Here is a 14,425-nt window from a genome sequence, read left to right as displayed (position 1 = left end):
GACAATGAAACTGAAGACCCTTGTGGCCATGGCGCTCTGCGCCACCGCGTTCACGACACCGGCGCTCGCCGCCGAGTATGGCAAGCACACGTTCAAGATTTCGAGCGGCGCGGCCAAGGATCACCCGATCGCCACCGGCATCGAGGCCATGTCGACCTGCATGGAAGAAGGTTCGGACGGCAAGATGAAGCTTCGCGGCTTCTACTCCGGCCAGCTTGGCGACGATGCCGATGCGACGCAGGCGACCCGTTCGGGTTCGATCGAGATGGTCGTGACCGGTTCCGCCGCAATCGCGGGCATCGAACCGGCGCTTGGCGTGTTCACCCTGCCCTTCATGTTCGAGAACGACGCCGAGGTCGACGCGATCATGACCGGCCCGTTTTTCGACTACGTGGCAGAGAAGATGCCGCAGCATGACCTTGTGATGCTGTCCATGTGGGAAAACGGTTTCCGCAACGCCACCAACTCCAAGCACCCGATCAAGGCCGTGTCGGACTTCGAAGGTCTGAACTTCCGCGTGATGCAGAACCCGATCTTCCTCGACACCTTCCGCCGTCTGGGCGCGAACCCGGTGCCGATGGCGTTCGGCGAGGTGTTCACCGCGCTCGAAACCGGCGCCGTGGACGGGCAGGAAAACCCGCTGCCGCTGATCGAGGCGACGAAGTTCTACGAGGTGCAGAAGTACCTGACCCTGACGCGCCACGCTTATTCGCCGAACCCGGTTCTCGTGAACAAGGGGGTCTGGGACAGCCTGAACGGCGACGAACAGGCGCTGATCCGCTCCTGTGCGGAAAGCGCCCGCGACGCACAGATCGAACGGTCGCGCGCTGCGGTGGGTGAATCCGCCGAAAAGCTGACCTCCGAAGGCATGGAAATCTCCGAGATGCCCGCCGACGAGATGGCGAAACTGCGCGAACTGGTGGCTCCGGTCTACGAGACCTCGATGGACTCGGTCGGCAAAGAGAATTTCGACCGGCTGACCGAAGAGCTGGCCAAGATTCGCAACTAAGCCCTCACGGGCGACTACGGACCGGTGCGTGCTCCTCCCGTGCGCGCCGGTCCACCCAACTTCTAGGATCGCACGCTCATGCCGCTCGACACTGACTCTCTCCTCGCCCGCCTCGCGTCAGCCTTTCCAGGCCCGGCGCTACTGGCCGGTGACGACATCCCGGCGCGCAACCTGCACGACACGTCCTTCCTCGCGAATGTGACCCCGCTGGCGGTGCTGCGCCCGGACACGCCGGAGGCCGTGGCAGAGGCGGTGCGTCTTTGTGCCGAGGCGGGCGTTGCCATGGTGCCGCAGGGCGGTCTGACCGGACTTGCCGGCGGCGGGCATCCCATCGACGGCGCAGTGATGATCTCGCTCGAACGGTTCAACGGGATCGAAGAGATCGACCCGGCCAGTTCCACCATGACGGTCCGCGCGGGCACGCCGCTGGAGGTGATCCAGAAGGCCGCCGACGAGGCCGGGTTCTTCATCCCTCTGGACCTTGGCGCGCGCGGCTCCTGCCTGATCGGCGGCAATATCGGCACCAATGCGGGCGGCAACCGGGTGATCCGCTACGGCATGACGCGAGAGATGATCCTCGGCCTCGAATACGTGTTGCCGGACGGGACGCTGGTCAGCGGCCTGAACAAGATGCTGAAGAACAACGCGGGCTACGATCTGAAACAGCTCTTTATCGGATCGGAGGGCACGCTGGGCATCGTCACTCGCGCGGTGTTGCGGATGCATCCCAAGCCCGGCTGCGTGAACGCGGCGCTCTGCGGGCTGGGGTCCTACGACGACGTGGTCAACCTGCTGGCCGAGGCCCGGCGCGGGCTGGGTCCGATGCTGTCGGCCTTCGAGGTCATGTGGCCCGATTACTGGCAGGTGGTGACAGAGACGGTGGGCACCCGCTCGCCACTTGAGGGGAAGCATGCGTTCTACGTCCTGCTGGAGACGCAAGGACTGGACGAAGAGATCGACGGCCCGCGTTTCATGTCCTGGATCGAGCGGGTCTACGAGGCCGGCCTGCTGGAGGACGCCGCCATCAGCCAAAGCCTGTCGGACGTGCAGCGCTTCTGGGACGTGCGCGATGCCTGCGCGGAATTCATGACGCGCCTCGGCCCGCATTGCGCCTACGACATCGGCCTGCCTGTCACGTCCATGGACGCCTTCGCCGACGCCTGCCGGTCGCGGCTGGTTGAGGCGATGCCAGAGGCGCTCAGCGTTTATTACGGCCATATCGGCGACGGCAACCTGCACATCGTGGCGCTGGACCGCGCGGTGAAAGAGCAACCGATGGACCGCATCAGCAGCATCGTCTATGCCACGGTGCGGGACTTCAGGGGTACGATCTCGGCCGAACACGGCATCGGCCTTCTGAAGAAACCCTACCTGCCCTATACACGCTCCGCCGAGGAGCTGGCGCTTATGGCCCGCATCAAGGCCGCGCTCGACCCGGCGGGCCTGCTCAATCCGGGGAAAGTCATCGACACCCCTACTGGAGACCTGAAATGAACGCCCTGAAATCCCGCCTTCTCGACGGCGAGTTCATCACCGCCGCCTGGGCCGAACTTGGCTGCCCCGATATCGCGGAAATCCTCGTGCGGCACGGCTGGCCCGTGGTGCTGATCGACGGCGAGCATGGCATTGGTGACCTGGAAACCTGGGTGTCCGTGGCGCGTGCCGTCGAGGCCGCGGGCGGCGAGGTGATCCTGCGGGTGCCGGACGGCACCGACACCGTGCTGAAGAAGGTGCTCGACCGCGGTTTCCGTTCGCTCGTCGTGCCGATGGTGAACACCGTCGAACAGGCCCGGCAGATCGCGCGCTCGTGCCATTACCCCGTGCGCGGCACGGGTGGGATCGGACGGGGCTACGCGGCGCCCATCGTGCGCGGTTCGGACTATGGCACGCGTCCGGACTACGCTTTGCGGACAGCGAACGAGGATGTGCTGGTCTTCGTGCAATGCGAGACGCCGGAGAGCGTGTCGGCGATTGCAGAGATCGCCGGGGTCGATGGGATCGACGGGGTGTTCCTCGGGCCGAACGACCTTGCCGCGACGCTGGGCCACATCGAGGACATGGACCACGCCACGCCGCAGGCGGCTTATGCCGAGGTCGAGGCGAAGGTGCTGGGCGCGGGCAAGCTGCTTGCCACCGTTCCGGGCGGCGGGCGCAACTTCGCGATCCTGCGGCAGAAGGGCTTTGGGCTGGTGGCAGGGGTGAACGAGGTATCCCTGCTTGTCGACGGTATCCGCGCCGCCGCCGCCGCGCGCGATGCCGAACTCGGACTCGACGTGGCTGGCATCGCCGCGGCCCCCGGTCGTTACTGAACCGCGCTTTTGCGCAGGGGGTCCGCCGTGATAAGACGGCGAGACCCCGAAACAAGCCCAGAAGGACAGCCCGCCAGATGCCCGCAAGACCCGGGATGCAGATCGAAACGCCCAAGACGCTGACCGAAATCGTGGTCGAGCGTCTGCGTCAGGCGATCATCGACGGGCATTTCGCCTTCGGTGAGAACATCTCGGAGGACAAGCTGGCGACGGCCTTCGGGGTCAGCCGCTCGCCGGTCCGCGATGCCCTCAACGCCTTGCAGTTCACCGGCCTTGTCACGATCAAACCGAAGCGCGGCAGCTTCGTCTTCGTGCCGACCGCCGAAGAGGTGGGCGAAATCTGCGATTATCGCCTGATGTTGGAACGAGAAGCGTTGCGGCTGTCCATGGATGCCGACCGGGAGCGTTTCCTCGCCGCGCTCGACGATGCGGTGGCCCGAATGCGCGAACGGATGCTGGCGGCCGACGAGATCGGATATGTCCGCATCGACACCGAGTTCCACAACCTGTTCTTCGACCATTGCGGCAACAGCCTTGTGCAGAACGCTTTCCATCTGGTCGAGGCGCGTATCGCCACGATCCGCACCGCGCTCAACGCCCGTTTCAAGCAGCGCCGCGAAGACAGCTTCGACCAGCACGTCGCGATCGTGGAAGGGTTGCGGCAAGGGGACTGGGCGACGGTGAACGACGTGCTGGGCAAACACATCACGTCGATCCGCGCGGATGCCATCGACGAGCTTTCCCGCACCGATCCGCTTGCCTGATCCTTGGCCTTGAGGCCAGGGAGAACAGGTGTTGCAGGATGGGGGGCGTCTGGACGGACGGTTGCCTGGGGGCTGCCACCGGTCGGGTCACGACAACATCGAAACGACATTGCCGTGCCCGGTGCGGGCCTTGGGCGACTTGCCGGAACCGGTTCAGGCGAGCCAGTCCAGGTAGGATTGCGTGCCGCCGTTGCGCGTGTCGGACAGGGCGGCGCGCTGGTCTATCTTCGCCGCCTCTGCCGGGGTCGACAGGACTTGCGGCAGCGCATCGCGGACCAGTTCGGCCTGTCCCGGCGTGAGATTGCAGGGGTCGAGGTCGAAGTAACCTTTCTCGACCTCGTGGCCCCGGACGACGATAGGCGGGTCCAGCCGTCCGAAGGCGACGGCGAATTGTGCCGCAGAGGCCCCGGCCACAACCGGATCGACGAAGACGCGCAGGCGTTCGAGCGGGTTGTCGGTGGGGTCCGGCAGGGGCAGGGCGGTGATGCCGGGCAAGGCGCAGGCCGCCTGCCACATCTCCAATGCCCGTGTTTCCTCGGCCCGGACGGCGGCATGGTCGCGCTCCAGCCATTGCTGCATTGCGGCGATGGCGCCTGCGATGCTCTCCTTGCCGATCTTCATGCCGCGCCCGATCCCGATGTTTTGCAGGTAGGCCGCCCGCACGAGGTCGCGCCGCCCGGCGACGATGCCGGAGGTCGGACCGCTCAGGAACTTGTGCCCCGAATAGATCGCGATATCGGCGCCCTTGGCCAGCATGCCGGCCAGGTCGTACTCGGAGGCGGCATCGACGATCACCGGGACGCCCTTCGCGTGGCAGATCTCCACGAAACGGTCGAGCGGCATCATCCCGTAGTCGACCACGTGATGCGAGACCACATAAAGCGCGGCACAGGCGCCTTCGAGCGCGGCTTCAAGCTGGTAGTCGCGGGTCAGGGTCGATTGGCCCACGATGTGCAGCTTGCCACCCGCGAGCGCCACGGCCTGCGCGACGGGTGCGCCGTATTCACACAGATGCCCCATCTGCACCGCAACACCATTGTCCGGACCGGGCTCCAGCGGCAGTGCCTCGACTTTCGCGGGGTCAAGTCCGGTGAGGCATCCCGCGATGGCCAGCGTGATCCCGGCACTGGCTGAAGCCGTCAGGAATCCGGCCTCGGCGCCGGTGAGTTTCGCAATGGTCTCGGACGCGCGCGCCTGCAGATCGTGCATCTTGACGAAGCGCGGCATCACAGCGGCCGTGGCCTCGGCCACCCGCGCGCTTGTCACCGATCCGCCCAAGGATGTCATCGTCCCGGAGACGTTCACAACGCGATCCAATCCGTTGGCGTCGTGCCAGTTCCAATCGACACCGTATTCTTCGTTTTTCCGCATGGGAGACCCTTTCACCTTGCGCAGTATTCCACAGTTATGATTTGTAGTCCCCTGTCATGGAGATCCGTATGAGCGACACACCCGAACCGCGCCGCACCCGTACCAGCGGGATCGACCGCGCGTTGCAGATCCTCGACATCCTGACCGAGCGGCATGCGCCGATGACGGGCTATGAGCTGGCTAAGGCCAGCGGCGCGCCGCCTTCGACGGTCTACAAGGTGGTCGACGAACTGATCGAGCGCGCGATGCTGTCGCGGACGTCGGACGAACGCGTCTGGCTCGGGCCGAGGTTGATGCGTTACGGGCTGACCTACCGTGCCCGGATGAACGCCTTCGGCGAGGCGGAGCGGGCGATGTTCGCGTTGAACGAACGTGTCCGCGAGATGGTGCAGATCTGCGCACGCGACGAAGGCATGATGCAGGTCGTGGCCATGGCAGAGGGTTCTGCCGGGCCGTTTCGCGTCACATCCGACGTTGGCACACGGGTGCCGCTGAACTGGACGGCTTCGGGACGGCTGCTGGTCGGGCACCTGCCCGACGCCAAGCGGCTTGAGGTGTTCCGTGCCTGTGCGCGGCCCTCTTCCACCGGGCTGGCCGAGACCGATCCAGTGCGCCTGTCGGACATCAGCCGGAAGGATTTCCTCGACGGGCTTTCGGTGCAGATCGACACGTCGGAAGACCAGGTCGCCTGCATCGCCGCACCCATCCGGGACTTCGACGGCGAATGCCGGCTGACCCTGTCCGTGGTGATGCCCAAGCACCGGGTGGAAGAGAAGTTCGAGATGGTGGCGCGCGAAGTGCGGACGGCGGCCCGGGACGTCGAAAAGGCGCTCGGCCTGCGTCACGGCTGACCCTGTTCCGGCGCCAGTTCGAAGATCGCCTCGATCTCGACCGTGATCCGGTTGGGCAGGGACCCCACGCCGAAGGCAGAGCGCGCATGCACACCTGACGGACCGAAGACCGCACCCAGCAGATCCGACGCGCCGTCGATCACGAAGGGGTGGCGTTCGAAGTCCGGGACGGCATTCACCATGCCAAGTAGTTTCACCACGCCCTTCACCCGGTCGAGCGATCCGAGCTGGTCGCGCAGCGCCGCGAGAATATTGACCGCGACGAGGCGGGCATGTTTGCGCGCTTCTTCTGCGGTCACTTCCGAGCCCACCTTGCCGCGCAGGAGCGTGCCATCCGCCTCGACCGGACCTTGCCCGGAGACGTAGACCATCCCCGCCACTTCGCGCACGTTGGTGAAGGCGCCGATGGGGGTCGGCGCGCGGGTGGGGAGCGTCAGACCGAGGGTACGGAGGCGGGACTCCGGCGTCTCCTCTGCACGGTTTGCGGAGAGGGTGGCAGGGTCACTGGACATGTCGTACCTCGGGAATCTTGCAATAGGTCAGGTGATCGGGGGCGAAGGCATGGGCCTCCGGCGTGCCTTGCGCGCATGTTTCGGCCGCAAAGGCACAGCGTGTGCGGAAGACGCAGCCCGAGGGCGGCGACAGCGGGCTTGGTATGTCACCCTGCAACGCGACCCGGTCGCGGTGCGCGCGCGGGTCGGGCAACGGGATCGCGGAATTGAGCGCACGGGTATAAGGGTGGCCGGAGGCGCGATGGACCTCGGAGACCGGCCCCACCTCCATCAGCCGACCGAGATACATCACCGCCACCTGGTCGCACAGGTAATTCACCACGGACAGGTCATGTGCGATGAACAGCATGGTCAGGTTGCGCTTCTCCCGCAGGTCGAGCAGCAGGTTCAGCACCTGCGCCTGGATCGAGACATCGAGCGCCGAGACGCTTTCGTCCGCCACGATGAACTCCGGTTCGAGCGCGAGGGTGCGGGCGATGCCGATCCGCTGACGCTGGCCGCCAGAGAAGGCATGCGGATAGCGGTCCATGTGATCCGGCGAGAGGCCGACTTCTTCCAGCAGGGCGGCCACGCGGTCGCGCCGCTCGCGCCGGCTGCCGATGTCGAAGGCCTTCAGCCCTTCGGCGACAAGTTCACCGACCTTCAGGCGCGGATTGAGCGAAGACACCGGGTCCTGGAAGATGATCTGCATCCGGCGCCGCATCTGGCGCATTTCGGCGGGAGGCAGGGCCGTGATGTCCTGACCGTCAAAGATCACTTGTCCGGACGTCGGCTCCACCAGCCGCAGCAGCGTCCGGCCCAGAGTGGTCTTGCCGGAGCCGCTTTCGCCGACAAGCCCCATGATCGCGCCCTTGGGGATGTCCAGCGACACGTCCTCGACCGCGTGGACGGTTCCGGAGCCGGTCTGGAAGCGCTTGGTGAGACTGCGCAGGCTGACGAGCGGGGTCATGCAGCTTCTCCCGCGTGGGACAGGATGCAGGCGGACAGGTGGCCGGGTGCCTTGATTTCCAGCGGGACCGGCGACGCGCAGGCGGGCCGCGCATGGGCGCAGCGTGGCGCAAAGGCACAGCCAGGCGGGCGGGCGGAGAGCGGCGGTACAGACCCGGGGATCGGCACGAGGCGCTCCTGCACGGACGGGTCGGGGTGCGGGATCGAGTGCAGCAGACCCTGCGTGTAGGGGTGGCGCGGCGCATCGAACAGCGCATCCACGTTCGCCTGTTCGACCACGGTGCCGGAGTACATGACCGCCACCTCATCGGCCATTTCGGCCACGACGCCCATGTCGTGGGTGATGAACAGGATCGTCATGTCCATGTCCTTCTGCAGCCGGCGCATCAGGTCGAGGATCTGCGCCTGGATCGTCACGTCGAGCGCGGTGGTCGGCTCATCCGCGATCAGCAGCGCCGGGTTGCAGATCATCGCCATGGCGATCATCACCCGCTGCCGCATTCCGCCCGAAAGTTCGTGCGGATAGGTATCCACCCGTTGCGCCGCTCCGGGGATTTCCACCAGGTCCAGCATCTCGATGGTCCGCTTGCGGATCGCCTGTCGGTCGGTTCCCTCATGCAGGAGCAGCATCTCGCCCACCTGATCGCCGACGGTGAACAGGGGATTGAGCGAGCTCATCGGCTCCTGGAAGATCATCGACATGCCGGGCCCGCGCAGGGCGCGCCGCTGCGCCGGGGTCAGCGTGTCCAGGTCGTGCGTCACCCCATCCCGCGCGGTGAAGCGCATGGTCCCCGACACGACCCGGCCCGACGGCGGCAAAAGCCCCATCAGCGCAAGCGACGTCACCGACTTGCCCGAGCCGCTTTCGCCCACCAGCGCCAGCGTCTGCCCGCGTGCAAGGCTGAAGCTGACGTCGCGCAGGGCGGTCAGTTCGCGCCGCCCCTTGCCGAAGGCGACGGTCAGCCCGTCGACGGTGAGGATCGGTGCGGTCATGGGAGCCTGCGCGCCGCCTGCTGGAAATCGCAGCCCAGCACGGTGCCGCGCGGTTCAAAGACCTTGTCCATCACCATCGCATTTCCCTGGCTGTCGAGCACATTGATGGCGCAGTCCTCCAGGTCGAAGACGGTGAAATCCGCGCGCATCCCCGGAGTCAGCCCGTCCTTGCCGGACAGGCCCAGCACCGAGCGCGGGGCATTGGTCGAAGCCTCCACCACGTCGTCGAACGGCAGGCCCACGGCGAGCAGTTTCGACAGCGTCGTCGCCATGTCGTAGACCGGGCTCTCCATCGAATGCTTGTGCAGGTCGGTGGAGATCGAGAAGGGCCGCAGGCCGTCGGCGATGGAGTCGCGCGCGGTCTTGAAGTTGAACGACGCGCCGCCGTGGCCGATGTCCATGAGGATGCCGCGCTCCGCCATGTCCTGCGCCATGGCAAAGAGCGCCTCGGTGTCGCGGATGGAACCGGCGGCCTTGCCGTTGAAGCAGTGGGTCACGATATCGCCCGGCGTGAGCAGTTCGAACACCTCGTCGATCAGCGGGGGCGGTTCGCCCACGTGCACCATCAGCGGCAGTTTCGTCATTTCGGCCACGCGCTTGGCGATCTTGGCCGGCGTGATGCCCCACGATCCGACGATCACCCCGGAGGCGCGCACCTTGACGCCGCAGATCACGTCGCGGTTGGCTTCGATCACGGCAAGCGTGCGGTCGATGTCGATGGAGCGCCAGTCGATCAGTTCCGGCACGCGGTTGCAGGCCACAAGCCCGATCGACCCGATGTTCAGGAACGCCTTGATGGTCTCAGCGTGCGGCTCGATGACGTATTCGCGCAGCCCGTGAAAACTCGCCTCGCCCGCACTGCCAGCGTCGGCCATGGCGGTCACGCCGGTGGGGCGGCCCGCCTCGGTGGCACGGATCGAGATGTCGGTGCCGCCGTGCCAGACGTGGACGTGCAGATCGCACCAGCCGGGGCTGAGGAATGCGCCGCCGAGGTCCAGGACCTCCGCGTCGTCCGGTGCAGAGGCCGCCACGGTGCCGTCATCGGCGATGTGTATCGCCTCCGGCACATGGTCGAAGCCCGTGGCCCGAAAATTGGTCAGGGTGAGCGCCATGAGTCAGGTCTCCTTGGAAAGTCTGGGATCGAGTGCATCGCGCAGGCCGTCTCCGACGATTTGGAGCGAGAGGACGGAAAGGGCGATGGCGATGCCCGGGAAGAGAATGAGGAAGAAGGCGTTGTCGATGTACTGCCGCCCCTCGTTGACCATGATGCCCCAGGTCGGCGTCTTCGGATCGACGCCGACGCCGAGGAAGCTGAGGCCGGCCTCCGCCAGCATGGCATAGGCGAAGATGAAGGTGGCCTGCACGAGGATCGGCGAGAGGATGTTGCGCAGCACGTGGGTCAGCATGATCGCGGGTGTGCCGGTGCCAAGCGCCCGGGCCGCCTCTACGAAGGGCAACTCCCGTATGACGAGGGTCGAGGCGCGCACGATGCGTGCGATACGGGGTGTATAGACGATAGAAAGCGCGAGGATGACGTTGCCCATGGTCCCGCCAAAGATCGCCACGAGCGACAGCGCTAGCAGGATGTCCGGGAAGGCCATCATCGCGTCGATCAACCGCGACAGTGCGGTGTCGAGCTTGCGGAAGAACCCTGCGACAAGACCAAGTATCACGCCGAGCAGCGTGGACAGGATCGCAACTCCGAGCCCGATGGCCAGCGACGCCTGACCCGCGACAAGCAGGCGCCCGAGCAGGTCGCGCCCGAAGGCGTCGGCTCCGAACGCGTAGCCATTTGTCCCCGGGGCCGACAGACGGTTGCGCACGGACATGCCGCCGATATCCGTGATCCCCAGCAACGGCAGCAGAAAACAGGCGAGCACGATCAGGAGGAATACGACCAGTGCAGCCATGACGGACGGGCGCGCCGAGAGTTGACGCAGGAGCCCCGGGGGCGCTTCGGAGACGGAACCGCTCATCAGTATTTCACCCGTTTGTCGACGACGAGGTAAAGGAGATCGGTGGCGAGGTTCACCAGCACGTAGAGTGCCGCAACCACGATCAGCGTTCCCTGGATCACGGGATAATCCCTTCGCAGGACTGCGTTGACCACGAGGTTGCCCATGCCGGGAAGGTTGAACACCCGTTCTGTCACCACCGCACCGGACACCAGCAGCGCGAAGGTCAGGCCGACCACGGTGATGATGGGAATGCCCGCGTTCTTCAGGGCGTGGCGCAGGACCACGCGGCGTTCGGTCATGCCCTTGGCGCGGGCCGTGCGCACGTAGTCCTCGCCCAGGATGTCCAGCATCGACGCGCGTGTGAAGCGCAGGATCAGCGCAGAGTTCGTGATGCCCAGAGTAATGGCCGGCAGGATCAGGTAGCCCATGCGCTCGGCAAATCCGGCGTCCGGACCGCCGTAGCCCGACACCGGGAACCACCCCAGGTCCGTGGCCAGGAACCGCTGAAACAGGAGGCCGGTCAGAAAGGACGGCACCGAGGCGGCAAGCATGGCCGACGTGACGGATATCTGGTCCCCGGCCGACCCGCGCCTGTAGGCCGCCCAGATGCCTATGGGTGTCGCGATGGCCAGCGCCACCACCAGCGAGAAGAGCGCGAGGAAGATCGAAGGCTCCGCGCGGTCGCCCAGCACCTGTACGACCGGCTGGTCGAAAAACAGAGAGGTCCCGAGATCGCCCTGCACGGCGTTGGTCAGGAAGGTAAAGTATTGCACGGCAATCGGCCGGTCGAGGCCAAGCCGCACGCGCAGATCATCGACTTCTTCCGGCGTGGCGTCGGGACCGAGCATGAGGCTTGCCGGATCGCCCGGCGCGAGGCGGACGAGCACGAAGGCGATGGTGAGCACGAGAAAGATCACCACGATCATGCCTGCGAAGCGGTTGGCCAGATATCTGCGCATGTGTTCTTGTTCCGGCTGGTTGACCGGCCCCGCAGGGGACCGGTCGATTGTCAGTCAGGTCACTCGGCCAGCTTCGCGTTCCAGAAGGCCGGCCACGGCGAGGGCGTGACACCTTCGAGACCCGCGGCTTTGCCTTGCAGCGCGTTGAAGTTGCCGACCTTGATCAGGCCCACGTCTTCCAGCACGATTTTCTGCAGTTCGGCAAAGACCGCCTTGCGCTTTTCCGGATCGCTTTCGGAGGTGAAGCGGTCGAGGATCGCGTTCTTCTCCGGATTGTTCCAGCCTTCGCGCGCCGTTGCAAAGAAGGACGAGGTCAGCGCCGGCTCCGGCAGGAAGGGCGAGTGGGTGATGTAGATGTCCCAGAGGTCCGGGTTGTCCCGGTTCTGTGCCAGCGTCGCCCAGTCCACGACGTCCATTTCCACCGTGAACCCTGCCATCTCCAGCGCCATGCGGGCGACCTCGGCCATCTGGTAGTGGAACTCGTACTGGCGCGAGGTCAGGATGCGCAGCGGCGATCCGTCATAGCCAGCCTCTTCGAGATAGCCCTTGGCTTTCTCCTGGTCGTTCTGGTTGTACAGCTCGACACCGGCATCTGTCCGCCATGCCCATCCCTCGGGATACATCGCGCCGTCGGTCTGGAAGAACTTCTCGTCCCCGAAGGCGGCAAAGAGCATGTCGTCGAAGGGCAGGGCGGCCTGCACTGCCTTGCGGATGTTGAGGTCTGTCATCAGGCCCTTCTTGTGGTTGATCGCAAAGACCGGCCAGCCGAACGGCTCCAGCAGCACTGGCTCTGCTCCGGCGGCCTCCGCGATGCGGTCGTAGGCCTCGGTCGACAGCCCGTCGGCATAGGCGAACTGGCCGGAAAGCAGCCCCTCGACCCGGGTATTGCCGTCGGGCACCGGGATGAAGCGGATCTCGTCCGGCGTCTGCGCGCGTTCGGCGGCACCTGTCGGCTGGGTGTAGCCGCCGAAGCGGACAAGCTGGGTGTACTGGTCGGGCTGGTGCGCCTCAAGTTTGTACGGACCCGTACCGATAACCGTCTCGATCTCGGGCGCGATGATCTCTTCGGGGTAGATCGCGGCGGCGGAATTCGAGAAGGCCAGCAGCGACATCAGCGGCGCGTAGGGCGCCGAAAGCGTCAGGGTGATCTCGTTCGGGCCGGTGGCTTCGACCGACGACACCTTGTCCGCAATCGCCTTGCCCCGGCTCGCGACCTCCAGCCAGCGATCGAGCGAGGCCTTAACGTCGGCGCTGTCCATGGACGACCCATCGTGGAAGGTCACGCCTTCGCGCAGCGGGATGACATAGGTCAGGCCGTCCTCGCTGATCTCCGGCATGCCGGCGGCCAACAGCGGTACGACAGACCATGTGTCGTCGAAGGTATAGAGCGTTTCCACGAAGTGTTGCGTGACGATGCTGACGACGTCCTTCGTGGACACCATCGGATCGAAGGTGTCCGGCTCGCCGATGATGGCCACATCAATCGTCTCGGCGCTCAGCGGCGCGGCGAGAAGCGCCGTGGCGGCGGCGGTCAGGAAGAGTCTGGTACGGTGGATCATGACGTTTTTCCCTGTGTTGTTTGATTTGTTCTTGTCCACGCATAAGGTCGGAATCAGTACACAGCAGTCAACTATACTCCACAATTGGAGAGCATGCGACGCATTTTTCCAAGCCGTCAAACAGCAATGCGGGCGGACAAAACCCAAAGCCGTCAGGCAGATCGGTCGTGTCGTCAGATGCGGACGGGCATGACTTTTTCAACGCACGCGGAGGGTGCTGGGAGAATCGATATCATCGCTTCAGGCGGACGCGGGACAGGCCGCACCCACCCGCGATCGTTCCGCCAATCCCTCGAAGTGCAGCTTTTTCATCATACATCGCACGATCCAAGATCGGCGCTGATCCGGGCCGCCGCCGTCTGGCAGATCGTCCGGAAGGCCCTCGGCTGTTCATCGAAACGCGCCTTCGGAATGCACAGGCTGACTGCGGCAAAGGGGATCTCCGTGTGGTTGCGCAGCAAGGCCGCCGTGCAAATGACGTCCCGTTCCGTCGCGACGGGACCCGCAGCAAAGCCGTTGTCGGCCATCGCTGCCAGGTCAGCCTCGCGCCGGTCCGGCGGCAGCAGCGGCGTGCGCGCGGTGGCGTGGTCGGCGAAATAGGCTTCCTGCCGCGCTTTCCCGGCGACCGACAGGTGCAACATCCCCACGGGCGTCTCGTGCGCGTCGAGGTCGTCGAGAATGTCGCGCGCCACCCGCAGCGCCTTGCTGCCCTCGATGGCATCCGCCACCACCAGTCGCGAGCGGTCCAGCACCGTCAGGTGCACCGTTTCGCCGTAATCCTCCACCAACCGCTCCAGCGTTGGCCTAGCGGTATCCACCAGCGCGGACGTGTCGATCAGCACCCGGTAGAGCGAGGCGATCATCGGCCCCAGCCTGTACCGCCCCCGCGAGACTCGCTGCACCATCCCGATCTTGCGCAGCCCGTCCATCAGATCGTGCGTTCCGCTGGTCGACAGGTTCATCCGTCGTGCGATGTCCGACAGGCCAAGCTCGGGCTCCTTTTCGGAAAACAGCCGCATGATGTTCCCAACTTTCCGGATAGTCCCCATGTCGCGCCCTTCAAGAATGATCTCAAATTCAAGCTATCCGGTAATTCCGGAAAAAAGCACGGTATTGTTCGATACCTTTAGGTAATCCCGGATTTGACATCTCATGGCCCCCAACCCGATCAGCACTTTCCGGACGGGACCAA

Annotated in this window: 14 protein-coding genes; 5 read left to right on the top strand and 9 right to left on the bottom strand. The window is 65.3% G+C overall.

Annotated elements, in window-relative coordinates:
• The first annotated feature begins 4 nt into the window (after positions 1 to 4).
• The 4 genes from ABFK29_RS23925 to ABFK29_RS23910 all read left to right on the top strand — a co-directional run bounded on the left by ABFK29_RS23925 (position 5) and on the right by ABFK29_RS23910 (position 4,082).
• A complete protein-coding gene (locus ABFK29_RS23925; RefSeq protein ID WP_005861595.1) occupies positions 5 to 1,009 on the top strand; it encodes a DctP family TRAP transporter solute-binding subunit in 1,005 nt (334 codons plus the stop codon).
• A gap of 78 nt (positions 1,010 to 1,087) precedes the next feature.
• On the top strand, positions 1,088 to 2,503 hold the full coding sequence (locus ABFK29_RS23920) for an FAD-binding oxidoreductase (protein WP_005861593.1): 1,416 nt from the start codon (positions 1,088 to 1,090) through the stop codon (positions 2,501 to 2,503).
• Positions 2,500 to 3,318: an HpcH/HpaI aldolase family protein gene (locus tag ABFK29_RS23915; protein WP_005861591.1), complete on the top strand. Its 819-nt coding sequence runs from the start codon at positions 2,500 to 2,502 to the stop codon at positions 3,316 to 3,318. The genes ABFK29_RS23920 and ABFK29_RS23915 overlap by 4 nt, the downstream gene beginning before the upstream one ends.
• 77 nt (positions 3,319 to 3,395) lie before the next feature.
• Complete coding sequence (locus ABFK29_RS23910; RefSeq protein WP_040604895.1) at positions 3,396 to 4,082, top strand: GntR family transcriptional regulator; 687 nt, start codon at positions 3,396 to 3,398, stop codon at positions 4,080 to 4,082.
• Between the two features lie 153 nt (positions 4,083 to 4,235).
• Here the strand turns inward: ABFK29_RS23910 and ABFK29_RS23905 are convergent, their stop codons facing one another.
• Positions 4,236 to 5,453 (bottom strand): aminotransferase class V-fold PLP-dependent enzyme, encoded by a 1,218-nt coding sequence (locus ABFK29_RS23905; protein ID WP_005861587.1) that lies wholly within the window; start codon positions 5,451 to 5,453, stop codon positions 4,236 to 4,238.
• Positions 5,454 to 5,521: 68 nt separating this feature from the next.
• On the opposite strand from ABFK29_RS23905, the gene ABFK29_RS23900 reads away from it, so the two are divergent.
• Positions 5,522 to 6,304, top strand: coding sequence for an IclR family transcriptional regulator (locus ABFK29_RS23900; RefSeq protein ID WP_157136563.1), 783 nt, complete (start codon positions 5,522 to 5,524; stop codon positions 6,302 to 6,304).
• Here ABFK29_RS23900 and ABFK29_RS23895 read toward each other — a convergent pair.
• From ABFK29_RS23895 to ABFK29_RS23860, 8 genes are all read right to left on the bottom strand, one after another.
• Positions 6,295 to 6,816, bottom strand: coding sequence for a RidA family protein (locus ABFK29_RS23895; RefSeq protein ID WP_005861583.1), 522 nt, complete (start codon positions 6,814 to 6,816; stop codon positions 6,295 to 6,297). The two genes, ABFK29_RS23900 and ABFK29_RS23895, sit on opposite strands and share 10 nt — an antisense overlap.
• Complete coding sequence (locus tag ABFK29_RS23890) at positions 6,806 to 7,765, bottom strand: ABC transporter ATP-binding protein (protein ID WP_005861581.1); 960 nt, start codon at positions 7,763 to 7,765, stop codon at positions 6,806 to 6,808. Before ABFK29_RS23890 ends, ABFK29_RS23895 begins: the two co-directional genes overlap by 11 nt.
• On the bottom strand, positions 7,762 to 8,757 hold the full coding sequence (locus ABFK29_RS23885) for an ABC transporter ATP-binding protein (protein ID WP_005861579.1): 996 nt from the start codon (positions 8,755 to 8,757) through the stop codon (positions 7,762 to 7,764). Before ABFK29_RS23885 ends, ABFK29_RS23890 begins: the two co-directional genes overlap by 4 nt.
• Complete coding sequence (locus ABFK29_RS23880) at positions 8,754 to 9,869, bottom strand: amidohydrolase/deacetylase family metallohydrolase (protein WP_005861577.1); 1,116 nt, start codon at positions 9,867 to 9,869, stop codon at positions 8,754 to 8,756. The genes ABFK29_RS23885 and ABFK29_RS23880 overlap by 4 nt, the downstream gene beginning before the upstream one ends.
• A 3-nt stretch (positions 9,870 to 9,872) precedes the next feature.
• On the bottom strand, positions 9,873 to 10,733 hold the full coding sequence (locus ABFK29_RS23875) for an ABC transporter permease (RefSeq protein ID WP_005861575.1): 861 nt from the start codon (positions 10,731 to 10,733) through the stop codon (positions 9,873 to 9,875).
• A complete protein-coding gene (locus ABFK29_RS23870) occupies positions 10,733 to 11,674 on the bottom strand; it encodes an ABC transporter permease (RefSeq protein ID WP_005861573.1) in 942 nt (313 codons plus the stop codon). The genes ABFK29_RS23875 and ABFK29_RS23870 overlap by 1 nt, the downstream gene beginning before the upstream one ends.
• A 59-nt stretch (positions 11,675 to 11,733) precedes the next feature.
• Positions 11,734 to 13,233 carry an ABC transporter substrate-binding protein gene (locus ABFK29_RS23865; protein WP_050772462.1) on the bottom strand — a complete coding sequence of 500 codons (1,500 nt, stop codon included), beginning with the start codon at positions 13,231 to 13,233 and terminating at the stop codon, positions 11,734 to 11,736.
• 311 nt (positions 13,234 to 13,544) lie between these two features.
• Entirely contained in the window at positions 13,545 to 14,252 is a 708-nt protein-coding gene (locus ABFK29_RS23860; RefSeq protein ID WP_005861569.1) for an IclR family transcriptional regulator, read from the bottom strand.
• Positions 14,253 to 14,425 lie beyond the last annotated feature (173 nt).

The organism is Sagittula stellata E-37, from assembly GCF_039724765.1.
GTDB classification, from domain to species: domain Bacteria; phylum Pseudomonadota; class Alphaproteobacteria; order Rhodobacterales; family Rhodobacteraceae; genus Sagittula; species Sagittula stellata.
Note: the sequence above shows the minus strand (reverse complement) of the source record. Positions and strands in the feature narration are given on the sequence as shown.